The organism is Microseira sp. BLCC-F43 (assembly GCF_041929235.1).
In the GTDB taxonomy this organism is placed as follows: domain Bacteria; phylum Cyanobacteriota; class Cyanobacteriia; order Cyanobacteriales; family Aerosakkonemataceae; genus Microseira.
Map to the genome: position 1 here is coordinate 1 of NZ_JBHFNP010000349.1, position 23,698 is coordinate 23,698.

Here is a 23,698-nt window from a genome sequence, read left to right on the forward strand (position 1 = left end):
TCTGAGTATAACTAAATTGAACAAGAGGCGGGGGCCGCCGCCCCCCCCCCCCACACCAAAAAAAAAATAATTTTTTTGGGGTGTTTGAGCCCCACCCCAAACTTTTTCCATCTGGTGGGGGGGGGGGCGTGGGTCCCCGCCTCTTGTTCAATTTAGTTATACTCAGATCTTGCACCATTATCAACAAGCCTGGAAACCCTTGTTTCTTGACGAAAAATCTAGGCTTTCAAGGTTAGCTATTTGCCAGAAACTAAGGTGTTAGCCGTGGTGCAAGATCTGAATATACTCACCTACTTACTTGCAGGCATTCTTCACCAGGACTTACGCAAAGAAACAAAGGGCGAGCCGAAAAATCGTTGGTTTTGCAACCAGATATTGACTCTTCACCTTTGTTTCTGGCAACGCCCTTGCGTAAGTCCTGTTCACCCAAATCGGCAATTAATGTAACAAGGGTAGAGTTAGTAACGGCAATGAAACGATTGCCGATATGTATAATTATTTTCCCTATCGTTTAATTGCTTGCTGAAAACATTTTTCAAGTATAATCTTTTCTCGATGTTCAGCAATGCGCCTATTCAGCGAATGGCTTTTTTGTGGTTTTTCTTACCCATAGCGTTAGCCAATACATATATAGCTTAGCCAAATCATATATCAGTTGATCGGGTTACTTTGTGGGGTTTCCACTCAGTTATCTAAGGGCGTTCCCAGAAACCCAGTTTTTTCCGAGAAACCGGGAACTTGCGCGTAAGTCCTGTTTCCATTTCCCGAGCCATAATCTAGGCTATAGGCAGTTCGCACAGAATCACCAAGGAAAAAATGCTAGACTTCTTCAACCCCATCCTGGGACGCCATCCAGAACGCATCAAAGCTAATGTAGAAATTTACACCTGGCAAACCTGCCCCTACTGCATCCGCGCCAAAATGCTGCTTTGGTGGAAAGGCGTGAATTACACCGAATACAAAATCGACGGCGACGAAGCAGCGAGAAATAGAATGGCGGAACGCGCCAACGGACGCCGCACCGTACCGCAGATTTTTATTAATAATCAGCACTTAGGCGGCTGTGACGATATTTACAGCTTAGATCGACAAGGACAGCTAGACCCCCTGTTAACCCAACCTATTAATACCTAAAATTGTGCATATCGAAAGTTCACCCCCAGGGATTAACGACCCTGCCTATCTCATGCATCGCAAATGGATGCAAAGATCGCTAGAACTAGCTGAAATCGCAGCAGAGGCGGGAGAAGTACCCGTGGGAGCCGTTATTATAGACGCTGGGGGAAACTTAATCGCCGAAGGCCAAAACCGAAAAGAACGCGACTTTGACCCCACAGCTCATGCAGAAATTATCGCCATCAGAGCAGCCAGTAAAATCCTGCAAAAGAGGCATCTCAACCAATGCACCCTCTACGTTACCTTAGAACCATGTCCGATGTGTGCCGGTGCGATCGCTCACGCCAGGTTGGGGAAGCTAGTCTATGGAGTGGACGATCCGAAAACAGGGGCTATCCGCACCGTAGTTAATATACCCGATAGCCCTTGCTCGAATCACCGCTTATCCGTCATCGGTGGCATATTAGAATCTGCCTGTCGTCACCAGCTACAATCGTGGTTTGCCCAAAAAAGGTGAGTAGGAGAATGGGCGAGCAAAGGTATCATATCCCTCATGCCCAATTGCCAACATTTGTCGTAAAAACCGTCCATAATTTTGCCTTGTAAAAGCTCATGACACCAACAGAAGTGTCCATCTGATAGAAGACAATTAACCAGATAAAATTTACCGTTATCTAGTAAGGATGCTTTAGTAACCAGCGCCTTTGATATGACACAGCTTGATTCCTCCGAAAAAACCCTCTCTGATTCAAAATCAACAATGAAAGTGACGGCGGTCACCTCTCGCGTTTCCCCTTGTTTGAGTTCCTTAGCCTATCCCTTGGCGCGCTACGTTGTTTTACCCTTTTACTTCGGCAAGATCGAAGTAACGGGACGGGAAAATTTACCCAAACAAGGGTCAGTTATTCTAGCTCCTACCCATCGCGATCGCTGGGATTCATTTATGGTTCCAATCGCCGCAGGGCGGGATATTACGGGGCGAGATTTGCGGTTTATGGTTACTTCAGACGAAATGAGAGGATTGCAAGGCTGGTTTATCCGTCGCTTAGGCGGCTTCCCAGTTGACATCAAGCATCCGGGAATTGGCAGCATCCGTCACGCCATCGAGTTACTGCAAGCAAGGGAAACCCTGGTAATTTTCCCAGAGGGCGGATACCTTTCCGAAAATCGCAAGTACCCAGTCAATAAATTACAACCCGGTTTAGCTCGCATAGCGCTGCAAGCCGAATCGAGCCAACCAGGCTTAGGGGTTAAAATTGTGCCGATTAACATTGATTACAGTACTTCCTTTGCCACCAAAGGCTGTAATGTCAAAATCCGCATTGGTTCTCCCCTCCAGGTGGCTGATTACTGCATCAAAACCGCATCCGTCAAGCACAGCGCCCCACGACTAACGGCTGATTTGGAAGAGGCCCTCAGAGCTTTGCAAGTCGGTTATGATAGCCCAAACCCAAAGGTGCTTGCTGGTTCGGTTTAGCTTAATCGGCAGCTGCCTCTCGCTCACCCAAAGGATTGCCAGCAAATATCAACCCACTTTTGCCTAGTAATGGTAATATACTCCGAAGTCTATCCGTCGTATTTGTGCCTTGGCACAAAACAACTCCATGATCCCTTCTGCAACTGCTCGTTTCCTCAACTTCACTGGCTTGGTGGTTATACCGCTAATAGCAGTTTTGCACCTGCTAGTGCCAGTGCATGTTCAGGCACAGGAATCGGCTCTGCCGACAGGTTCTAATCGAGTACAGCCAGCTAACGAAACAGACCCGAACCAACTGCGTCCCTTAAATCAAGATAGCAGTCTGCTCAGCCTGCAAGGAGGGCAGCGTCTGATGGCTGAAGCTAGCAATGCAGTCTCGGCACAGGATTATGCTTTGGCAATTAAGAAACTTCAGGATGCTCGCCAAGTTTTCAATCAACTGTCCAACTTTTATCAAGAGCTAGCCGCCAGTTTTTCAGGAATTGATAACCGCGTAGCCGATAGCCAACGGCGCAAGGCAATCGAAACCGCTCAAATGCGGGATGAGGCAACCTATCAATTGGCACTCGTACACAGGGCGCAAAATCAGCCGGAACTGGCAGTGCCGTTGCTAGTTCAAATTGTCCGCAGTCAAAACCCAACGCGGGAATTGGGTAAAAAAGCTTACCAGCAATTATTGGAACTCGGTTTTGTCGATGCACCTTTTCCCAGAGCGGGTAATGCCCCCTCGTCTTCATCTGCCCAGTAGAACCACGTGACGCTCCTACACCTCCCTAACGGGTAGGTGTACGCTTCTCAAACATTCCGTTCGCGCCGCGAGGCGCTTCGCGCCTTAGAATGTGTAGAATTTCCTTCGAGGTAGCATCGATAGTAGAACTAGCTATTACTGCGCTACCTTTGGGGCGTTTTATAGTAGGGAAAGCGCTCAAACCTACTTTCTTAATATTGATAGCGGCGTTAATATCTCTATCAACTAAGAGTTTTTCAATATCATCCCAATACTCTCGAATACTGCAATCGGTAAAAACAAATTCGTCACGGTAAGCGAGAAGTTGGGATGTATAAGCAGAATTCTTTGCGCTCGCACTCGTGACAGCTTTTGCAGCTATGTGACCTTTGGATTTCAAAGAATTGAACGGCAGTTGCTTTACTTGGGGAGACCCCAAGACCGCACTGCCTCCCAAATGCGGCATCATTCCAAGACGCTGTTAGCTATCGTATTTTTAGCTCGAAGAGGAAAGCGGACAAGGGCAATTAAAATTGCCTCGAATTTATGGTATAATGCAAGCCAAACTGTCTCGTTTAGTTTAGAGACCTACCTGCGGGCTGCGGGAAAGTTACGCCTAGGCAGATATCAATCCCTTGGGGGTTGAGGCCAGGAACCCGAAATTTAAGGCAATGCCTGAAACCGGGATATCTAGAGTATATAGTCGGAAAACTCGGAAAAATCTGGGTCTCTTTAGAGCGCAGAGTGTCAATAAACTGAAAACAAAGCGTTTAACTGTCGGTTTTTACACGAAAGGAATCGAATGATTACTCCGGATCAGGTTGCAGCAATGATCAAGGCCCAAATGCCGGACGCCCAGGTTCAGGTTCAAGACCTAACCGGAACCAACGACCACTATCAAGTAACGGTGGTTTCTTCGTTGTTTGAAGGTAAGAATCGCGTTCAACAGCATCAGATGGTTTATGGCGCACTGGGAGAAGCTATGGCTACAGAAGCGATTCATGCTCTGGCGCTCAATACCTCCACTCCCCAAGGCTAGGGATTAATTAAGCAAACATAATGGTTGGGTCAACGACCCGTTGGTTAGCGGTAATATGGTTGAACCAAACCCGCTTGAACCTAGTACAAGAAAACAACGAGATCGCAAGGGTAAAATCATGACACCAGAACTGAAACAAAAAATCGACACCTTAGTCAAGGAGAATAAGATTTTAGTCTTCATGAAGGGCAACAAGTTGATGCCCCAGTGCGGTTTCTCCAACAATGTGGTACAGATTCTGAATACTTTGGGAGTCCCCTACGAAACCGTAGATGTTCTGGAAGACTACGAAATCCGTCAGGGAATCAAAGAATATTCCAACTGGCCTACGATTCCTCAAGTTTACATTAACGGTGAGTTTATTGGCGGCTCGGATATCATGATCGAGCTGTATCAACAAGGCGAGCTACAGCAAAAGGTGGAAGTCGCTCTCGCTTCGTAAAGCCTCGATTTTATTGACTCGGCTTCTAGGATTTTGACTTACACAAAAACCGGATTTCTATAACATAAATGCGTTGGTATTCCCTGGTGTTTTATGTTAAGAAATTCCGGTTTTTATACTGAGGCGCATTCATTCATACTCCTTCGTTAAATCTGCAATCTGCAATCGGCAATTTCTTCTATAAGGTATCAAGAGCTTGACTAAGCTTATCTAAATAGTCTATCAATACATCATCTTCTCGACCACAGCAGACACGAATCCAACAACCTTCACGAACACCGAATAAACATCCAGGAACCACATTCACCCCACGGGATACCAATTCCTTAAAAAGCAGCCAACTACTACGGGGATAACCGCTCTTCAAAAATATATAAAAACATGCCTCTGGTTTGATAAAGTCGATAATTGAACGACACTTTGTCAATCTGTGTAAAGCAAGTTCAACTTTATGACGAGACACCTTTGAAAATAAGGGCATTAATTGAGAATTATTCAAATATTTGATAATCGCTTTATTCGCGACGCAAGGTGCATTGCCATCGGCAAAGGAGAAAGCATTGGAAAATATTTCGATCAGCTGAGGATTAGCAACCACATATCCCAGGCGAAAACCCGCAAGTAGATAGGTTTTTGATAAGCTTAAGATGCGGATTACAGATGGACTATCTAAATAAGTTCTATCATCAGCAATTGAGGCTAGAGGGATATCGCAAGCTTGGTCGATAATCAAGTATGCCCCTTCGTTCTCGCAGGTTGTTACTATCTTAGATAAAACATCATTTGGTAGATAAAGTCCGGTTGGATTATTAGGATTGGTGAGATAAATAATGGTGGATGGCTGTATATATGGTTTAATTTCATCAAAGGTGATTTGGAAGGTATTAGTATCTTTTGGAATAACAGTCGCGATCGCTCCTCCTCGTCTTTCTAAAACATTGCGTGCTTGACCTGAACAGAGAGGATAGGTTGGGACAATTTCAACAAGAAGAGTTCCATCTTTTACCAAACAATCCAAAACTAGGGAAAAACCACGAATTGCCCCCGATACAAGCATAATATTCTCGGCTGTATAAGCAATCCCTGTACGCTCTGCTTCAAACTTTGAGAATGCTTCCCGAACAGATTTATCTCCTGCCTGATGTTGATATTCTGCTTGCCATATCTGCCTTCCTGCGTCAAATTCCTCTTGAGCTTCCAACTCTGGTTGAAACAATTCAATCGGTGGCATACCCATGCCAAGATTGATGCAATTTGGACATTTCTCTACTTCTTCCCAATACTTTAAGAATAAACTGCGGATATCTGCATTATTGGCATATAACGCATCCGCAGTAACATCTAAAGGTGAAGACTGGCTTACCATAATTAATGCTTAAATTCAATCAAGGACTCTGGTTATCGATCGCTTCGATCGTAAAGATTATAGGATCCGAGTTAATCTTTGCGTGCCTCTCTTGAGCATCCCACTCATATTTTTTTTCAATCAGTGCGATCGCCAGATTTTTATCGGCGGGTGAATTCAGTCTTCTACAGGTAGCCAACGAACTTTTTCCTTCAGCGATAACTTTGATTGGATCTGCTTGAGGTAAACAAGATTGATATAAATAATTGAGCAGGTTCTCGCCGAAAGTGCAAGATGCATAGAAAGATTTAGGAGTTTTATCACCGCTCCGCACGTAATAAAGATCGTTTTTTTGACCGTTCGGAAGTATTACTGTAAGTTTCATGTGTGAGGTGAGGGAAATAGTTTCCTGGTGAATCCATAATTCGTCAAACTTAGAGGCGGCAAATCTACCAAACGTCGTGACAATAGATATCTTTAGATTGGGCGCTTCGTCGGAACGTTTCCCCACTGGGAAAAAACTCACATATGCATCGCGATCCCACATATGCATTGCAATTGCAGGAGAAGCATTATATAGCTTAATTTGTAGCTTACCTCGGTGGCTAACCCTTGCTTTTATGTCCAAAATTTGTTTCTGTAACTTATAAAAACGAGCTAGTGTCAGCCCGAGCATGTCTAACACATTAATACCAATCGATTTGAGTTCTTCATCCCGTTGTTTGGCTCCTTCTGAGTCAGGATGAATTAGAAGGATTTGGATTTCTGCACCATTATCCAAAGCTGTTATAACTGCCTTAGAAAACTTATCGTAAAGATATTTGTTGTTGGCTAAATCGGTGAAAGTTTCCAGAATCCGAATCTGCTTAGCAGAATTTATATCATCAACAAAATCTTCCAGTGGTAGTGCTGGAAGTTCCGATATACCATAAAGCTGCTTAATGCTACTATCTAGCAGCCAATAAACAGCGATAGAACCGATAAATTCTGGAATTAAGCCAAGTGCTATATCAGAGATAGTTTTTTGAGATGTAAGCTGGCTAATGAAACAGAGAATTACAAAGGAAACAAGCCCAAACAGTAACAAGATAATAATTTTTGACAGTTTATCCAGTTGTTCTGGATTTAAGGATAATTTTTTGCCAATTATTTTGGTAAGTTTCTTGAGTTGCATAGTTTGGTTTGCTCAAATTTGTCATGTCGATTGCTGCTGATTTTTGGAGAGATGCAAAAAAATCAAAGTGCGCCACGGCAAAGGAGTCTCTTTAAAAGCTAATGGACTCATATTTATCTACAAGGCCACTCATTTTAATTCCGTAAGCAAAAAGCCCGAAAGCGATATGCCGACCGCAGGCTACACCAACGGACAACTCGTACTTGCTTTAAGATATATGCGACATCGAGACATTTATGCACCGATACCGAGTTGCTCACAAACAGCGTCAGCCCTTGTGGAACGCCAGTGTTGCCCAAAAAGCCTTATAGCCTTGGGTTGCCCTACGGGAAGGCTTACGCCTAGGTGACTCAACAGTCCCCAAGTCCTCCGATCAAATAAGGGTGGCAGTCGCCACCCTGGTTTGAGCTAGCTCGAAGTGAAAACGCAACCCGTAAGAGCTAGTAATAGTCAGATCTCTTGGGTTCAGGCTGGAGCTGAGGCATTTCAAAGTTGGACGGATCGTAGATGTAGCGAGTTGACTCTTCTTCTAAACGGTTAATTAGATAAGGTTCAATCGCATTAGTGTGGCGCAGCGCGGCGAGATATCCGTCTAAATACAACCTTAAATCGCTGAATCTGTAGCCTCGATTCCACATTTCGACTAGGGCGTCGGTCAGTTTTTGATAGTGGCGAATCGTTTGTGTATCTTGGAGCATGGTTGGGTGTCTGAACTCGGTAAAGGCGGAAATTACGGGCAGTGTTTACCGCAGGTAATTATTGGCGTTAAGCATAGCATCTTCACTCGACTACCGTAGGCTCTCTCTCCCCGACTTGGAGATAAAGATTTCCTGAAAATTATTCAACTGGGCAATATTTAAGTCCAGATGGCTAGGTTCGGTCAGTCGCGCGGGAGCTTGATGCCCACACCCCGCTGGCGCATCGTGCTTAGCTCGATCGTAATCAAGCAGGCAAAGGAAAACCTGTATCTGCTGAGCGATTTCTGCTATTTTTTGTTCCGGCTCGGTCACTGGTGTTTGAACCACTAGGTTAGGATTATTGTAACGATAATTTAATATTCTTCCCAGCTTGGCTCGTATCCGGGCGCAGCGGTTGCGCTAAAAGCTAGAACGCACTAAGATGAAGCCCAACGCTGTAGCCCCCGAAGTAGCGGGTGTTACAAAATTTTAATAGGGTCTGGTGTTAAGTTGAAGGTCAATAACGGCAAGGAATATAGCCTCCGTGGTTTCTGTAGGGATTCAAATTGTTGAAGGTAATCCGCACCTGCGATCGCTACTCGGTTGGCACTTACAGCAGGCAGGATATCGCGTGCATCAATCCGCTAGCCTCTACCAAGCTAGGGAAGTCTTTCACATGCGCCAGCCAACGGTAGTAGTTCTCGATACCGAAGTGTCCGATGGCGATGCTTTAGAATTTTGCGGCTGGCTGCAACGGCAACAAATGCCATTCGTTCTCATGCTCTCTGCGCGCAACAGCGAAGCCGATATCGTCGCTGGATTGAAAGCAGGCGCAGATGATTACTTGACCAAGCCATTTGGCATCCAAGAGTTTTTGGCGCGGGTGGAGGCGCTGATTCGACGCCAGCGCGCGACGACTCCACCCGCTTACCTGGATTATGGCGATCTCAAAATTGACCTGGTGCAGCGCCGCGTCCGCTTCAAGGACGAACTGGTAGATTTAACCCCCCAAGAATTTAGCCTGCTCTATGTCCTGGCTCAAGCTGGGGGAGTACCTTTAAGTCGTTCGGAACTGTTACATAGAGCATGGCCCGATGCGATTGATAATCCGCGCACCATAGACACCCACGTCCTCTCCCTGCGAAAGAAACTGGAAACCGATCCCCGGCAACCCAGTTTAATTCAAACCGTCCGTAACGTGGGATACCGTTTTAACCCGGATTTTCTCAACCTGAATCAAACTCAAGGGGATGAATCTGTCAATAACAAAAAGCCTCCTACTCCTGGCACGCCTAGCATGGTCGCATTAGATGGTAATTGGCGCTGAAAATTTGAGATTTGAGATTGTAGATTTGAGATTTAATTTAAATCTGCCATCTCAAATCTAAAATCTTAAATTCTTTCACTCCCATTCTTGGGCAGCAAGCCGTTCTATTTCAATTAAATTTTCCCGCAGTTGCAGCCAGTCTACTTGAGTCGCTGGTAAATCTTGAATCAGTTGACCTTGTTGTAAGTGTAAAACTCGCGTACAAAATTGCTGCACCTGTTCTAGTTGCTGATTGACCATTAAAATTGTGCTTTGTTCGCGTTCCTGTAACTGTTGCAGTAGGTTTAAAACCAAAGCAGCACGACCAACATCGAGGGCAGAAGTTGGCTCGTCTAACAGTAAAATTTTAGGTTGAATGACTAAGGCACGCGCGATCGCTACCAATTGTCGCTGTCCCGCAGATAGTTGCACCTCCGTGCGTCCTAGCCAGTCTTGCGGGATGCGTAACTGTTCCATCCAATAAGATAGGCTCTCTTGAATCTGCTGTTGCTCTAGGCGGCGTAAAACTAAGGGATAAGCGATCGCTTCCCGTACCGTCATCCCCAAAAGTTTAGCTTCTTGCATCAGTAAAGTCACTTGCTGGCGCAACTGAATCACCGGAATTTTACGGAGATCTCGTTCTTCCAAATAAATCGATCCCTTGGTGGGTTCGCTGAGTCGATTTAACAGCCGCAAAAGCGAAGTTTTTCCCGCACCCGATGGCCCTATTATGGCAATTCGTTCTCCTGAAAAGACTTCAAAGGATATATTTTGCAGCAAATAAGATAAACCGACTGGCGCAGCTAAACTGACGCCATCTACTCGCAATTGCGGATTGTTTCTGCTAGTCATCCTAAACTTGTTTGTAGTAAGCACTAAAGTGCTAAATTCCTGATTACGGACTGAGTAATCCTAGTTTGTTTGTAGTAAGCACTAAAGTGCTAAAAAATTCCTGACTACGAACTGGGTAATCCTGCTTTGTTTGTAGTAAGCACTTTAGTGCTAAAGTCCTTACTACGAACTAGGTGAGCTTACCCATACTCATAGCTGTCAAGATTGTCCAAGCATCTACTAAGAACAACAACAAGGTAAATCCTAACAAAATTAAATACATCCAAGGCTGTGACAACGGACGGATATCTGTTGTATCGATGCCTGTTTTTGCTTGCACTTGCCTCACCATTTGGGCAAATCCCACCACGCGCATCGGCAGCAAGTAAGCTTGACCAGTTTTACTTAGAAAATAATAAACTAGCCCGCCTTGTCCAGTGGTACGCATTTTCAAATCTTTTACATCTGTCCAAGGTAGCGACCAACCTTTGCGGAAGAAGCGAGGAACCCAGCGGGGATAGTTTACCTGAATTTGTTGCCGATCTAAAATCACCCGTTCGCATAAGGCGGCGTATAAGGCAACTAACCCAATCCCAATCCCTAACCATAAAATAGCTGAGGGGACGGGTGCTGCGGTTGCTTGTGCCAAAAACGGTAAGGGAAGTGTGAGAGCGACATACAGACACAATAAGGTAATTCGGATCAATGGAGAAATGGGGAAGACAGAAGCTGACTCTGTTTCTGATGGGAGTTGATTCACTGGGTTGGTTGACACGGTAGAATATTAGCTGACTTTCTTAACAATTTAACGGGTGCGGGCGCTCGCGGCAACAACCATGAAATAACCCTGACAAACTCGATTAAACTCATTTATATAAATTTAGGAGAATTGCCTTGAAAAGATGGTTCATTGTTGGATTGGGTGCCCTGATGGTGTGGACTCACGTTTTAACTTCCCCTGTCCTTGCCGCAGATACCGCCAACGGCGCTAAACTTTTTGAAGTTCACTGTGTCGGTTGTCACGTCAACGGTGGCAATATTATCCGGCGGAATAAGACACTTAAACTTAAAGCATTAGATCGTAATAAAGTCAATACAATTGATGCGATCGCTACCCTAGTCGCCAACGGCAAAGCCAATATGTCTGCTTATAAAGAGCGTTTAAGCCAAGCTGAAATTGAGGATGTTTCCGCTTACGTTCTGGAACAAGCAAGCAAAAACTGGCGTTAAATAAAATAACGACCATGATGCGACTTTTGCTTGTAGATGACCAGGAACTGTTTCGTAAAGGATTAGCATATTTGCTATCCCTGGAAGATGACAGGACTTACGCAATGGCGTTGCCAGAAACAAAGGTGAAGAGTCAATCTCTGGTTGCAAAACCAACTATTTTTCGGCTCGCCATTAGTTTCTTTGCGTAAGTCCTGGATGATTGAGAACTGGTGGGTGAAGCGGAAAATTACTTTGTGGCTGATAGCAGTCTCGCTATATTTGGGCCTATTCTTATAGCATTACCAGGATGCTTTGCGTTTGCGTTTCATCCAGCAAGCTATTGCACCAGCAACTATAGTTCCAGGAATTGTCCCAGGCTCAGGAACAGAAGTCAAACCAATACTGGCTTTACCAGTGCCAGTAGTTTGAAGGCACCCGCTAGAAGGTGGACAAATTGTCACAACTTCTGATTCAATCTGACCAAGGAAAACAGAGGTATCTAATGGGCTTGTGACTATCCATCGAACTTGAAAGAAAGTGTTTATTCCCGCAAAAGGAGAAGAACCACTTACCTTACCTTGACCCGTCACATCAGTTATTAAATATTGTCCATTAACAATATATGAACCTGTTTCAAAGGGAGAAATTGGGATGGATTTTAGTCCCAAAGAAGTCAAGAGGGGGAAATTAAGTAAAAAGTTGAGATCGAAAGTAGTTTGGTTAGTGTCGGTATCGAAGGTGACTATGCTCGGTAGATTAGGGTTTTGACTAGCTGAAATCACTCCAGTAGGAACTTGTCCACCGTTAAGCGGTAAATTCACCGAATCAAACGTGCCATGAAAATCAGCAAAAGTCTGTTTGATGATAGCGGCAGATGCTGATTTGGACAACCCGGTCAATAGCATAGTCGCCGAGGCAAGACAGTAAATAATTTTGTTTGCCTGCATACTAACCTCTCAATTAAATTTAGCTTTTAGCGAATTATTTGACTGATTCAGTGAATTGTTACAAGTAGATTCTGCTAATAAAGTGTTAGTGTCAGGAAGTTTTCCCCACTGGCGAAAGATGATTTATAACGCTCTTGTAACAAAGGTTCCACAAAGCAGGTTTTCGGGGGGGAAAAAACTAAAGACACTAACGATTCCTCCAATTAATTCAGCCTCGGTAATTTGAGGGATTTTGTCTCAACTTAACGGACATTGACATTATCGTTTTCTGGGATCAACCATAGGGAGTTACGGTGGCTAAACCAGTAGACACAAGTGTTTCTTTATTCCCGTTAACAGAAAACACATCAGCCCGGGTGATGACTTGGCTAAAAGTCGATTTAATGACATAACCTCGACCAATCAATTTTTCCCCAACAGCAGGAGCAATAAAATTCAGCTTATATTCGGCAGTAACCACATCCCCCACCTTAGAAGCTGCCGCCCAACAACAGGCACTATCAATTAAAAAACCAATCACAGCCCCGTGGGTAAAACCATTATGCTGCTTTAATTCCTCTCGCATTGAGATAATTAATTCGGCAAAGCCATCTTCACAAGCTGTGATTTCTACGTTCATCCAGACCGTAAAGGGAGAGGTCTTAATTTTTTATTTTAAGGAAACAAGATCGGCTGGGGTTCTGATTTTGGCAGTAGGGTTCTTCAATTTTTCGGCCTTGCTCGTAGCATCCATAAATGACAAGCTCCTAATATTGTGCAATCACTTCCTAGAAAAAAGTCAGCGAGCGATTCCGGGATTTACCCTTTTTGCTTTTACTTGTTATGGAGTTGGACGCTTGACATTCCAAGCCAAGCCAAGCTTTTCAAGCAAGGTAATAAATGAACCGCTGGGATCGATTTGCCACCAATCAATGTTGAGCAGGGCAGATCCCGGAAAAGCATGATGATTGTTGTGCCATGATAGTCCTAAACTGGGAATAGCTAAAAACCAAATATTGCCACTCTGACTGTTGGTTTGATCCACAAACGGACGAGTACCGAATAAATGACAGCCAGCTCGAATAATCAAATCTCCCATCAAGGTCATCACACAAAATCTGAAGCATCCTCCCCATAAAAAGGCAGTCCAAGCACCGTACCCAGTCCCAGTAAACAGGAAACCCAGTAAAGCTGGCAAGAGGAATGAAGCCAAAACGATGCCATAAAAATAGTTATTGATGGTAACTATTTCTGGTTCAGCTAGTAAGTCCTTAGCATATCGTTCCGGGGAAGCGATTTGGTTCGTCTTAGGGTTATACTTCCAGCCAAAAAAAGCGTGCCAGACATTTCTGAGCTTAGCCCAAGGTTCTTCAGCCTTAAAGAAATAGGGAGAATGAAGATCCCCCTCTTGATCGGCATAGATGTGATGGCAACGATGATACGCCGCATACTCAAGGATGGGCGCTTCACCTACCATTGAGCCAGCCAATGCCAGCAGAATGCGTAAGGGTTTGGCTACTTTATAGCTTTTATGGGCAAACAGTCTGTGCATTCCTGCTTCTCCCCCCAAACCAATAAAGTTAAACATGAAGAGCAAAATTCCCAAGTCAACCGGACTAATGCCTCGAACGAAAAAAGAAGCGATAGCGGCAATTGCACCAATTAAACTGATGATATCGATGGTAGGATACCATGCGTATCTAATCCATTTCCCAATCCCAGAAAGGGGTTTGTATTGAGTATTGCTATTATGTATTTCTAGGGATTGGAATACTTCAGTTACTTCTGTGACTAAAGACTGATCTTGCATTTGAGCTACATAACTTGGTTGTTGAGCAGACATAAACTGTTACCCTTCAGAGACTTTCGTGACTTTTTCAAGGCTTTTAAGTTCTTGCAACAGATACAGCAACTTGGTACGCTGCCGTTGAATTTTTCCGCTAGTGGTTTTGGGAATGTTATTTAACGGGACGAGTAAAGTTTCGTGTACTGTCAGTTGGTAATGGTTATAGACAGAAGCCTTAACTGCTGCTTTTATCTCATCCTCATAACGATGGAGTTGCTGCCAAAACTGGCGAGCTACTTCATTAACCACCACCAGTTTTTGAGAATAAGTGCTAGAGACTGAAAACACGGCACAATTGACTTCGTATAAGGCAGGGTGAGACAGTTTGACCGTTTCTTCGATATCTTCAGGGTAGTAGTTTTTCCCATCGATTACGATCAAGTCTTTGAGCCGCCCCGTAATATAGAGTCTGTGCTGGGAATCCAGAAAGCCTAAATCTCCTGTCCGTAAAAACCGCAATCCATCGCGAAAAACAAATGTTTCCCAATTTTTATCGGGTTTTTGCCAGTAACCTAGCGTAATACTCGGTCCCGCAATCCAGATTTCTCCGATGTGATGGGAAGGGCATTCTGTTAAAGTTTGAGGATCGATGATTCGTAAGGACAGTTCTGGCATGATCTGACCATTGCTAACCACCGTGCGGGTGTTGCCTATCTGTTGGGACGCATCTGCATCGAGGACTTCATCCCCGCTACAAGGGATAGTCAACGCCAAAGGTTCTTTAAATTTATCTGCACCGCTAACGATTAGGGTTGCTTCTGCCAAACCATAACAGGGTAAAAAGGCAGATTTTTTAAAGCCGTAGGGAGCAAAGGTTTCGCTAAACTGTTCCAAGGTATTCAGTTTGATATGCTCAGCGCCATTGTAGGCTACATCCCAAGATGAGAGGGATACTCCTTCCAACGAAGCGGAATCGAGCCTTTTGACACACAGATCGTAGGCAAAATTAGGCCCCCCTGTAGTTGTGATCTTTTTGTCTGAAATCGTTTTCAACCAAATTTTTGGTCTTTGTAGGAAAGTAACCGGAGACATTAAATAACAGGGAAATCCCACATATAAAGGCTGAAAGACACTGCCAATCAATCCCATATCGTGAAATAGGGGAACCCAACCTAACACGATGCTGGTACTGCTGTGACCGAAGGTTCGCTGAATCATTTTTTGGTTAGCCATGATATTCTCATGGCTCACCATCACTCCTTTGGGAAAAGAGGTAGATCCAGAGGTATATTGCAAAAAGGCAACTTTATTACTCGCTCCATCAACCGGAGCCAATAAAGGGTTTAAATTTTCCAGGCAGGGAAAATTGTCGATTTTATGGGATGATCCCAAGTTATCTTTCTCAAATAAGTCTTGGACACTTGAATCAGCGATTACTAAACGAGCATCGCAATCATCAAAAATCCGTTGATAATGTTCGCAATTATGTTTGCGGTTGGGTGAACTGAGGGGAACTGGAATGCGGTTGGCGTACAGACAAGCAAAAAAGGTGATGACAAATTCAGGACTGGTAGGTAACTGAATCGCAACGCGGTCACCGAGTTCGGTTTTTTCGGTCAACCATCCCGCTAACTTTTGGACTGCTGCTAGTAAACTGCCATAGGTTAGCTGAGCATATTCCCGACCTCTGCTATCCAGAAAGTAATAGAGCGGCTGATGAAATTGATTTTCTGCTCTGAATAACAGTATGTCAATCAAAGTATTCAGGTGACGATAATTCATCGTTTTTATTCCTTAGACTAAGGGATTATGCACCATAAAAGGTAACAGGTAAATAAGTTAATGTTCGGGTAATAAATCCGTCTGTATTCCATCGATAATCAGCAGAGGCTAATTCTATGTGCTGTACATGCTCTTGGAGGTAAGTGAAAAGGAGTTTGCCTTCAAGTCGGGCAATCATCTGTCCTAAGCAATTGTGTATTCCATGCCCAAAAGCAATCTGAGAAGCAGCATCTCGGGTAATATCAAAAGCATCAGGATTGAAAAATTGCTCCTCATCTCGGTTGGCGGAAGCGAGACAGAGTAACATTCTCTCGTCTTTTTGAATAGTCTGGGAGCCGACTTGTAGCTCGCTGACTGCTAGGCGTACCGTTTGCTGTAAGGGTGGGTCAAATCGAAGAATTTCATCAATGACTTGTTTGCTAGTAGCTTGTCCCTCGCGGAAGATTTGCCACTGTTCGGGGTGTTTGGTAAAGGCTAGAATTCCATTACTGAGCAACCCCTTGGAGGTTTCGTGACCTGCAACGAAGGTCATGACACAGGCGATACCTAGCTCGCTATCTGAGAGTCGATCTTCTCCGACTCTGGCTTGAATTAATTTACTGAGTAAATCTTCTCCCAGATCTGTTTTGCGGTAATCAATTATCTTTTGGAAAAGCCCTAGGCAGGATTGTAAATCTTCCTCAATGCGACGGATACGCATCTTAGTCAACAAACTCGGTTCTAAAATAGACCGAACGCGGTGAATATATTCATCTATCCTGTTGATATACTCATCGGGAATGCCTAGCAAATGGGCAATTGTATGGAGTGGTATCTGATGGGCAATCCGCGCAAAATCAAAACTTTTTTCCCCAATCATTGGAGCAACTAACTCTTCAATTAGCTTCTGAATGCGGTCGGTGTAGGCTTGTATATTAGTGTTACTAAAGGCTTGTCCTGCCAGCCGACGCAAGCGCCCATGATCGGGGGGATCGGTAAAAACTATCGCTTTTTTGCCCAATTCCACCAACCCTGGAATATCGCCAACCTTCTGTTTGATTACGTACTGGGGAATGTAGTTAACACTGACTGCATCAGAGTTCAAAACTTGGATAATATCTTTATATTTAGTCACGATCCACATATCCAAGGTATGGTGGAGCGGATTGTGTTGGCGTAACAGTCGATAAGTGGTGTAGGGATCTTCTTTTAAACCGGGCGCAAAAGGATTAAACTTGGCGGTAGACTCAGAAGTAATCATCATCTCTTTTTTCGCATATAGAGGGAGCTATTCGATCGTCCTTTAGAAAGCTAACGATTGCATTTCAAAGCGCAGTAGTAAGATTTGCCCGAAATAGAAACCTGCAACTGATAGCTTAAGATACTGTTCGTATTTTCGATATAGTTCTTCACCAAACTGCTCCACAATCAGCAGTTTTTGCCGTCGCATATTTTTCAGCCACAGCTCGCAAGTTTTGCCATATTGCATGCGATCGTTGCGGTAGGTTTTAATCTCAAATAAGCCATCTGATGCCATAAATATTTCACCAGGGCGGGGTAACTCGGAATCAGGAAAAATCTCCGTTTGGATGAACATATTTTTATCTTTGGCACTTAATGACCCATAGGCGATCGTCTGCAAAGATAACTTACCTTTTGGTTTTAGCCACTGTTGACATCGGCTGAAAAACTCCCGGTACACGCTAATTTTTTCCTCTAGGGTGGCTTCTGGTCGGGCAAAGTGTTCAAAAGCTCCGATTGAAACGATCGCATCGTAGGTGGTTGTCGGCTGATGGACAATCCAACTTTCCTCGTAGACTGTGATATTTGGGATATTCAGAGAGCAGATATGCTGATATTGATTGTGGCTCAACGTTAGCCCAGTGGCATGGTAATTGGGATCTAAGCTGACATAGCGGTGCATTAATGCTCCCCAGCCACAGCCAATATCTAGCAGTCTCTTGCCAGTTGTTGCTCCTGAAGCACTCAGATGCCAATCAATTTTTTTCTGTTGGGATTTTTCTAAGTCATCGTCTAGGGTTGGATCGTCCCAGAACCCACAGGAGTAAGTCAGACTAGAATCTAGCCAGAGGCCATAAAATTCATTACTGACATCATAGTGGTGCTGGATGGCCGCTGCACTGCCGCCCCGGTTAGTTAAGCTTTGTACCATCTTAGGCGCTCCTAGTGACATCTTCTAAAGTTTTTTCTTCTTGTATCATCTGGGCTAGATGGGTAGAAACTTGAGCAATTGTATTGAACTCAAAAAACAGAGAAGGACTTAGCTCAAAGCCTAACCATTCTTCTAAATCACCTACTAGAGATACGACTGCCGAAGAATTGATTCCAAACCGTTCAAATTCATAATTATCGTCAATTTTTTCTGGCTCTACTTCGAGGAGATCTGCTAAATAGGTTTTAATCCATTTGCTAATTTGCTCTTGAGTCTTCATAACATGTCCTTATCTAGAGTTTTAGATGAATTATGAGTTGATTGCTCGAGCTTGAATTCTTTCTTTAGTCGGAACTTTCACATCCCAAGCCAGATGAAAGACTTCCAGTAATTGAATGAACCAGTACCCCGGATCTAGGCGATACCACTCCAAGCCAAAGGAAGCCGAACCGGGAAACGCATGATGATTGTTGTGCCATGATTCACCGAAGGTCAGTAGGGCAATTGCTCCAAAATTATGACTGTGTTCTTCGGTCTCAAAGCGACTGCTTCCGAAGCAGTGCAAGAAGGAGTTAATTGACCAAATGGTATGTCCTACCCAAAGGATTCTGAACACCCCCCCCCAAAGAAATCCTGCTAACGCTCCGGCTAGACTCCAGTGGTACAATCCTCCTAAGAGGGTGGGCAGCACTAACCCAAGGGAAACCCATAGATAGTAGTAGCGATCAACTCCGATCAGGTTTTTGTTTTTGATTAAATCTGGTACATAGTGGACAACACTGGGATATTCATGTTTGTACATCCATGTCACGTGGGAGTGAACTAAGCCTCGAATGCGATCGCGCCAACCACTACCGTGAAGATTTGGTGAGTGAGGATCGCCGGGTTTATCACTCAGTTCATGGTGGCGGCGATGCAACGCTGCCCATGAGATAACACCCCCTTGACCTGCCATTGCACCCCCAATCGCGAGAATGATTTGGACGGCATTATGGGTTTTATAGGAACGGTGGGTAAATAAGCGATGGTAGCCAGACGATACCCCCAATCCTGTAATTAACCAAAATAGAACAAAAAGGGATAGCTCAAATTCGCCGAATGGAAGATAAGGCATTAACGGCAAAGCTATTAAAGTTACTACCAGGGGCAGGATTTGAAACAGGATAAAGTGCCTCTTTTGGAGGCCGTGAAGGAAAGAGTTTTCAACCACTTTTTTTCTTTTTGTTTTGTCCGTAAAAATGGACTCGACATCTGCTAATTCAAGCTCTACTAATTTTGTATTCATGGCAATCAGTTCAAGCAGCTAAGAAAAACTTAATCCAGGCAGGATTTACTCATGCTTTTAGGGACTTATAATCGGCCTTAATACTCCAGCATGAGCAATAAACCCTGTCATATGATGTCCGCCTAATTACCCTTAATAAAAATCTCGACCCGTCACCGTGTCACCCTGTCACCGCGTCATTCCTAAATAGATGGGTGAAGAACCGGACATGATATCAGAATGCGATCGGAACCAACGAATAAAGCGATTGCGAACACCCTCGTCTCCGTGGCTTGTAAGTGAGTAGTAATGCTTGTTAATTGCAACACCACTGAGTAAATTTACTTTATTGAGTCGCGATTTTTGGAATTATTAACCTCTCCAGCGATAGCATAACCTCTACTTATTCCTCAGGCTATGCTTTGGCATTTTCGGAAAAATCCGGTTTTTGTTCCAAAACTTTATATTGCAATACATGAAGCACGACGAGAAAAGAAACCCAGTTTCAGAGTTGTTCGCTTGCGCGAGTGCGTGCGCGCCAGCGCGCAAGCTAAGGGAGGCATATCTATGGTTGCCAAACCAACGATTTCTCTTATCACCTTTGTTTGTTTGCGTAAGTCCTGTTCGTAATAATTTTAATGGTGAACATTTACATCCCAATTCTGAAAGAGACCCTTTTCAAGCTAGATGTATAGCATCTGCCTCGTCTTGATAAGACTACAGCTTTAACTTGAATAATCAGAGCAACAGGAATCTTCAATTTTTTTTGATTAATTAATCAAAAAATGATGGATAAAATTTTTCAAGTAGATCATATTTATCATCAAATTTTTGATTTAAAATATAAAATATTTGATTGTTTTTTGAAGTTTTAATGAAGCTAATAGGTAAGTAGGTGGGCATCAATAGACGCCAGTATGTGAAAAGATGTAAACATAGAGAGTTTAATCGCGGTCTATCAGTGTATGGGATGTCGGCTGAGAATCTGGCTCACAACAGAGGAAAAGCAAACCCTCGAAGAACTTAGAAGAGCAAATCGTGTGCCACAACGCACCAAGGAGCGAGCTACTGTGTTATTACTAAATACGCGAGGGTTAAAAAATGAACAAATTGCCCAAGGACTTGGCTGGGCATTGTCAACGGTACGTCACAGGATTCATCGTTGGCAAAGAAGAGGTTTGGTGGGATTGTGGGACGCACCTGGAAGAGGAGGAAAACCAAGTTATATGATGTCCGGCAAATAGCCCTTAATGAAATCTCGACCCGCGACCGTGTCTCCCCCTCTCCGCGTCAGTCCTAACTATGAGTATTCAGGCGGACACGATATTACTCGTAATCGGATTTAGTAGCGCTAGAAAATTATATTCAAACTCATCCCAGGAGTTATAAATCTAAACAATTAGCGACCATACTCAGGCAAGAATGTCAAGTTAACTTGACTCCCGACAGACTAAGACGGGTACTCAAAAAAATGGGTGGGTCCCGAAAAGATTACGGAAAAGCCCACGCCGAAATCAAGTTCTTACCAGTGCTTTAAACAAGCAGACTTATGACCAATTTACTGCGAGCGATCGCATACATAAATTGGTGCGCCGCTCCGATCGCCTGTTGTCTTTAAATCTTTTCACATACTGGCGTCTATTGACGCCCACCTACTTATTACCCAATAGTCTTCAGTGTCCAATCACCAATGAGCCAGCTAGATACTTGGGTTGTGCGCCTACTGACACAATTAGAGAAATTGCTCGCCGCGAATAATTTATTTCTAAAATCCTCCTTTGATTAAGGTAAATATTTCTGCACCACGTCCCACCCAGTTAGGGAAACCAAGACAAACCCGACAAAAAGAAAAATATTTGTCGCAACGTGAAAAGTGCGCGCCCAAGAATATTGGGGACTAATCAGGAGGGCGCTGCCTGCCGATAATAAAACTAATCCAACTACTGCTAACCCAACGGGTAGATGGAGGGAATGACCCAGGGTGCCATAGTGACCCAAAGTACCCACGATGCCGATGGTGAGGAGTAGAAGAACTAAACCCACCATTATGCTGCCTACATTGTAGTGCAACGAACGCAGCCATCCCGGTCGTTGCCTGTGAGAGGTGCGGGTATAAAACATCCAAATCCCCGATAAGGCTAGCAACAGATATGCCGCGATGGACAACCCCATCGACCAGGCGGCAATTCTCCATAACCAAATAAAATCAGGTAAATTCACAAATTGGGTAATGGGTAATCGGTAATGGGTAGTGGGAAGCTTCATGCTTCGACCCTACTAGCAGAGGACTTACGCAACGTCTCTATATGTAGGGTGCATCAAGAGCGGTGTACGGCACCATCTCTACCATATCTGGAGTTGCGGCGATTGTCCTGTAGCAATTGCCAGCACAAAAATAGGGCTGCTCGATCAAAGCAGCCCCAGCAGTCATAAAAACGGAAATTTTAACGAAAATGTCGCCGAAGTCCCCGTCCTTCTGAAGGCGGGGATCGATAGCGACTAACTATCTCAGACGCTGCCTTCGCGAATCCACATTTCTTAGATTTGTGCTATCCTGTTACTGTAAATGTTATATTCCATTAATGGTTATAAAAGTAGTCAAAGTTCGCTTATATCCAACCAACGAGCAGCAGCACCAGTTATCCAAGATATTTGGGTGTTGCCGATGGTGGTGGAACTTTGCACTAAACAAAAGTATTGAGGAATATAAAGCAACGGGTAAAGGTTTAGGGCAGTCAGCCTTGAATGCTTTACTTCCAAAGCTCAAAAAAGACAAGGAAACTGAATGGTTGGGTGAGTGTTACAGCCAAGTTTTACAAGCAACAACACTCAACTTAACCCTAGCCTACAAAAACTTTTTTGATGGACGTGCTGGATTTCCTAATTTCAAATCTAAGAAAGGTAAACAGTCTGCCCAATATCCTCAAAACGTAAAAGTCCTGGATGGCGTTGTCAAATTACCGGGAAATATTGGGGAAATCAAAGCCTCTATTCATCGTCCTATAAACGGCAAAATCAAAACCGTAACCGTCAGTAAAACACCATCGGGTAAATATTTTGCCTCTATCTTATTTGAAGTAGAAGGCGAAACTCCTAAAACTGCTGACGGCAAGATTTATGGGATTGACTTAGGGGTAAAACATTTTGCTGTAGTTACAGACGGTGAAAAGGTTTCCAAGTATGACAACCCGAAGCATTTAGCTAAACATGAAAAGAACCTAAAACGCAAACAGAAAAAACTTTCTCGCAAAAAAGAAGAAAGTAACTCTAGAAACAAATACCGCTTCCTTGTAGCTAAAGTTCATGAACGAGTAGCCAACGCGAGGCAGGATTTTCTCCACAAACTTAGTCATAAGTTGACCAGCGATAGCCAAGCTGTGATAGTCGAAAATCTTCATGTTAAAGGCATGGTAAGGAATCATAATTTAGCTTTAGCCATATCTGATTGTGGATGGGGAATGTTTGTCAATTTCCTAGCTTATAAACTTGAACGCAAAGGCGGAAAGCTTGTTGAAATTAATAGATTCTTTCCCAGTTCCAAACTCTGCTCTAATTGTTACCATCAAATGTCTGAAATGCCATTAGATGTGAGGGCATGGACTTGCCCTAATTGCAAAACGCATCATGACAGGGATGGGAATGCCGCAACGAACATTAGAGCAGAAGGAATCAGAATGCTAAAGACGGATGGAACAGCCGTTTCTGCCGTAGGAGGGGGAGTAAGACCAAAACTAGGACGTAAGTCCAAGTTGAGGCATTCCCCTGTGAGTACGGAAGCTCCGCCCTCTTACAGGGCGGAGTAGTTCACTCTACAGCCACTAAAACGGGTGATGTTAAAGATGCTGTTTTGTCTAAAGTTTTGTTTGTTTTTTCTGACTTTTGATGGAAAGCGATGGTTTGTTCGACTTTTTGACTTGCCTCGCTCGAGACTTGGGGTTGTTCCTCGACTCGCAAGCGAGCGCACGGTATCTTATCCGATAAAATGGCACTCGCCATCATACCCGAATGAATTTCCAGCAGCGCCTCAGATATTGTTTCAAACATGAGGCGTTGGCCCGGAAACACCACCCGCTCGAAGTACCAGTTGGGAACGTTCGTAATCCGAACAACTTGAACCTTGCTCGTCGCATTCACGTAGCAACAGAGTATGCGATCGCTCGAGTTAGGCGGTAAGGGATCAAGGATTTGAGCCATAGCTGCTAGGGTAACTGATGCCAAAACCGATTACATATGCACCTTAGCATTTTGCGATCCCCGTTGTTTGTAACTGTGACTACCAACAGGCCACTCCATAAGGATTCTACCGTAAAATCGGTCTTTCGATAGATTAAGAATTTCTTATATATTTTACAAGTTGATACAAGCATAGCTAAGAAGCGGCGTCATTTTAAGCTGGGAGCGGGCAGATGAATAAACTCTGCGGTATCGTAAAGTTATATGAA

Annotated in this window: 28 protein-coding genes; 11 read left to right on the plus strand and 17 right to left on the minus strand. The window is 44.0% G+C overall.

All coding sequences use genetic code 11. From position 1 onward, the window contains the following. Positions 1–816 precede the first annotated feature (816 nt). From grxC to ACE1CM_RS45980, 4 genes are all read left to right on the plus strand, one after another. A complete protein-coding gene (gene grxC, locus ACE1CM_RS45965) occupies positions 817–1,134 on the plus strand; it encodes a glutaredoxin 3 (protein ID WP_374886323.1) in 318 nt (105 codons plus the stop codon). Between the two features lie 52 nt (positions 1,135–1,186). Next, complete coding sequence (tadA, locus tag ACE1CM_RS45970; RefSeq protein WP_374886408.1) at positions 1,187–1,633, plus strand: tRNA adenosine(34) deaminase TadA; 447 nt, start codon at positions 1,187–1,189, stop codon at positions 1,631–1,633. A gap of 192 nt (positions 1,634–1,825) precedes the next feature. Next, positions 1,826–2,593 carry a lysophospholipid acyltransferase family protein gene (locus ACE1CM_RS45975; RefSeq protein WP_374886324.1) on the plus strand — a complete coding sequence of 256 codons (768 nt, stop codon included), beginning with the start codon at positions 1,826–1,828 and terminating at the stop codon, positions 2,591–2,593. Positions 2,594–2,720: 127 nt separating this feature from the next. Continuing rightward, entirely contained in the window at positions 2,721–3,341 is a 621-nt protein-coding gene (locus tag ACE1CM_RS45980; protein WP_374886325.1) for a hypothetical protein, read from the plus strand. Positions 3,342–3,366: 25 nt separating this feature from the next. On the opposite strand, the gene ACE1CM_RS45985 is transcribed toward ACE1CM_RS45980, so the two are convergent. Further along, complete coding sequence (locus tag ACE1CM_RS45985; RefSeq protein WP_374886326.1) at positions 3,367–3,759, minus strand: hypothetical protein; 393 nt, start codon at positions 3,757–3,759, stop codon at positions 3,367–3,369. 363 nt (positions 3,760–4,122) lie between these two features. On the opposite strand from ACE1CM_RS45985, the gene ACE1CM_RS45990 reads away from it, so the two are divergent. Continuing rightward, positions 4,123–4,359, plus strand: coding sequence for a BolA family protein (locus ACE1CM_RS45990; protein WP_374886327.1), 237 nt, complete (start codon positions 4,123–4,125; stop codon positions 4,357–4,359). A gap of 118 nt (positions 4,360–4,477) precedes the next feature. Continuing rightward, entirely contained in the window at positions 4,478–4,801 is a 324-nt protein-coding gene (grxD, locus tag ACE1CM_RS45995; protein ID WP_374886328.1) for a Grx4 family monothiol glutaredoxin, read from the plus strand. Positions 4,802–4,979: 178 nt separating this feature from the next. On the opposite strand, the gene ACE1CM_RS46000 is transcribed toward grxD, so the two are convergent. From ACE1CM_RS46000 to ACE1CM_RS46015, 4 genes are all read right to left on the minus strand, one after another. Continuing rightward, complete coding sequence (locus ACE1CM_RS46000; protein ID WP_374886329.1) at positions 4,980–6,167, minus strand: pyridoxal phosphate-dependent aminotransferase; 1,188 nt, start codon at positions 6,165–6,167, stop codon at positions 4,980–4,982. 19 nt (positions 6,168–6,186) lie between these two features. Then, positions 6,187–7,320 carry a hypothetical protein gene (locus tag ACE1CM_RS46005; RefSeq protein ID WP_374886330.1) on the minus strand — a complete coding sequence of 378 codons (1,134 nt, stop codon included), beginning with the start codon at positions 7,318–7,320 and terminating at the stop codon, positions 6,187–6,189. A gap of 440 nt (positions 7,321–7,760) precedes the next feature. Beyond that, positions 7,761–8,018 (minus strand): DUF6761 family protein, encoded by a 258-nt coding sequence (locus ACE1CM_RS46010; RefSeq protein ID WP_374886331.1) that lies wholly within the window; start codon positions 8,016–8,018, stop codon positions 7,761–7,763. Between the two features lie 90 nt (positions 8,019–8,108). Beyond that, positions 8,109–8,345: a hypothetical protein gene (locus tag ACE1CM_RS46015; RefSeq protein ID WP_374886332.1), complete on the minus strand. Its 237-nt coding sequence runs from the start codon at positions 8,343–8,345 to the stop codon at positions 8,109–8,111. A gap of 196 nt (positions 8,346–8,541) precedes the next feature. On the opposite strand from ACE1CM_RS46015, the gene ACE1CM_RS46020 reads away from it, so the two are divergent. Continuing rightward, complete coding sequence (locus ACE1CM_RS46020; protein ID WP_226584716.1) at positions 8,542–9,324, plus strand: response regulator transcription factor; 783 nt, start codon at positions 8,542–8,544, stop codon at positions 9,322–9,324. Between the two features lie 75 nt (positions 9,325–9,399). On the opposite strand, the gene ACE1CM_RS46025 is transcribed toward ACE1CM_RS46020, so the two are convergent. Further along, positions 9,400–10,155, minus strand: a complete 756-nt coding sequence (locus tag ACE1CM_RS46025) for an ATP-binding cassette domain-containing protein (RefSeq protein WP_374886333.1) — start codon at positions 10,153–10,155, stop codon at positions 9,400–9,402. A gap of 169 nt (positions 10,156–10,324) precedes the next feature. Further along, positions 10,325–10,909 (minus strand): hypothetical protein, encoded by a 585-nt coding sequence (locus ACE1CM_RS46030; RefSeq protein ID WP_374886334.1) that lies wholly within the window; start codon positions 10,907–10,909, stop codon positions 10,325–10,327. 119 nt (positions 10,910–11,028) lie between these two features. On the opposite strand from ACE1CM_RS46030, the gene petJ reads away from it, so the two are divergent. Next, on the plus strand, positions 11,029–11,364 hold the full coding sequence (gene petJ, locus ACE1CM_RS46035; RefSeq protein ID WP_374886335.1) for a cytochrome c6 PetJ: 336 nt from the start codon (positions 11,029–11,031) through the stop codon (positions 11,362–11,364). A gap of 14 nt (positions 11,365–11,378) precedes the next feature. After that, the gene (locus ACE1CM_RS46040; RefSeq protein ID WP_374886336.1) at positions 11,379–11,555 is read left to right on the plus strand and encodes a hypothetical protein; all 177 of its coding nucleotides are present in this window, start codon (positions 11,379–11,381) and stop codon (positions 11,553–11,555) included. A gap of 90 nt (positions 11,556–11,645) precedes the next feature. Here ACE1CM_RS46040 and ACE1CM_RS46045 read toward each other — a convergent pair whose 3' ends face one another. The 8 genes from ACE1CM_RS46045 to ACE1CM_RS46080 form a co-directional block, all read right to left on the minus strand. Next, positions 11,646–12,293 carry a PEP-CTERM sorting domain-containing protein gene (locus ACE1CM_RS46045; RefSeq protein WP_374886337.1) on the minus strand — a complete coding sequence of 216 codons (648 nt, stop codon included), beginning with the start codon at positions 12,291–12,293 and terminating at the stop codon, positions 11,646–11,648. Positions 12,294–12,567: 274 nt separating this feature from the next. Further along, entirely contained in the window at positions 12,568–12,912 is a 345-nt protein-coding gene (locus ACE1CM_RS46050; RefSeq protein WP_374886338.1) for a PaaI family thioesterase, read from the minus strand. Between the two features lie 201 nt (positions 12,913–13,113). Beyond that, on the minus strand, positions 13,114–14,115 hold the full coding sequence (locus ACE1CM_RS46055) for an acyl-CoA desaturase (protein WP_374886339.1): 1,002 nt from the start codon (positions 14,113–14,115) through the stop codon (positions 13,114–13,116). A gap of 6 nt (positions 14,116–14,121) precedes the next feature. Beyond that, complete coding sequence (locus tag ACE1CM_RS46060) at positions 14,122–15,840, minus strand: fatty acyl-AMP ligase (protein WP_374886340.1); 1,719 nt, start codon at positions 15,838–15,840, stop codon at positions 14,122–14,124. A gap of 25 nt (positions 15,841–15,865) precedes the next feature. Next, positions 15,866–17,083, minus strand: a complete 1,218-nt coding sequence (locus tag ACE1CM_RS46065; RefSeq protein ID WP_374886341.1) for a cytochrome P450 — start codon at positions 17,081–17,083, stop codon at positions 15,866–15,868. Positions 17,084–17,122: 39 nt separating this feature from the next. Further along, complete coding sequence (locus ACE1CM_RS46070; protein ID WP_374886342.1) at positions 17,123–17,992, minus strand: class I SAM-dependent methyltransferase; 870 nt, start codon at positions 17,990–17,992, stop codon at positions 17,123–17,125. Between the two features lies 1 nt (position 17,993). Then, positions 17,994–18,272, minus strand: a complete 279-nt coding sequence (locus ACE1CM_RS46075; RefSeq protein ID WP_374886343.1) for an acyl carrier protein — start codon at positions 18,270–18,272, stop codon at positions 17,994–17,996. Between the two features lie 30 nt (positions 18,273–18,302). Continuing rightward, positions 18,303–19,277 carry an acyl-CoA desaturase gene (locus tag ACE1CM_RS46080; protein WP_374886344.1) on the minus strand — a complete coding sequence of 325 codons (975 nt, stop codon included), beginning with the start codon at positions 19,275–19,277 and terminating at the stop codon, positions 18,303–18,305. A 944-nt stretch (positions 19,278–20,221) separates the two neighbouring features. Here ACE1CM_RS46080 and ACE1CM_RS46085 point away from each other — a divergent pair. Next, positions 20,222–20,500, plus strand: coding sequence for a helix-turn-helix domain-containing protein (locus tag ACE1CM_RS46085; RefSeq protein ID WP_374886345.1), 279 nt, complete (start codon positions 20,222–20,224; stop codon positions 20,498–20,500). 538 nt (positions 20,501–21,038) lie between these two features. Here ACE1CM_RS46085 and ACE1CM_RS46090 read toward each other — a convergent pair. Next, entirely contained in the window at positions 21,039–21,476 is a 438-nt protein-coding gene (locus ACE1CM_RS46090) for a DUF4079 domain-containing protein (RefSeq protein WP_374886409.1), read from the minus strand. Between the two features lie 362 nt (positions 21,477–21,838). Here ACE1CM_RS46090 and ACE1CM_RS46095 point away from each other — a divergent pair, with 362 nt between their 5' ends. Continuing rightward, on the plus strand, positions 21,839–23,059 hold the full coding sequence (locus tag ACE1CM_RS46095) for an RNA-guided endonuclease InsQ/TnpB family protein (protein ID WP_374886346.1): 1,221 nt from the start codon (positions 21,839–21,841) through the stop codon (positions 23,057–23,059). A gap of 1 nt (position 23,060) precedes the next feature. Here the strand turns inward: ACE1CM_RS46095 and ACE1CM_RS46100 are convergent, their stop codons facing one another. After that, entirely contained in the window at positions 23,061–23,450 is a 390-nt protein-coding gene (locus ACE1CM_RS46100) for a DUF1830 domain-containing protein (protein ID WP_374886347.1), read from the minus strand. Between the last annotated feature and the right edge of the window lie 248 nt (positions 23,451–23,698).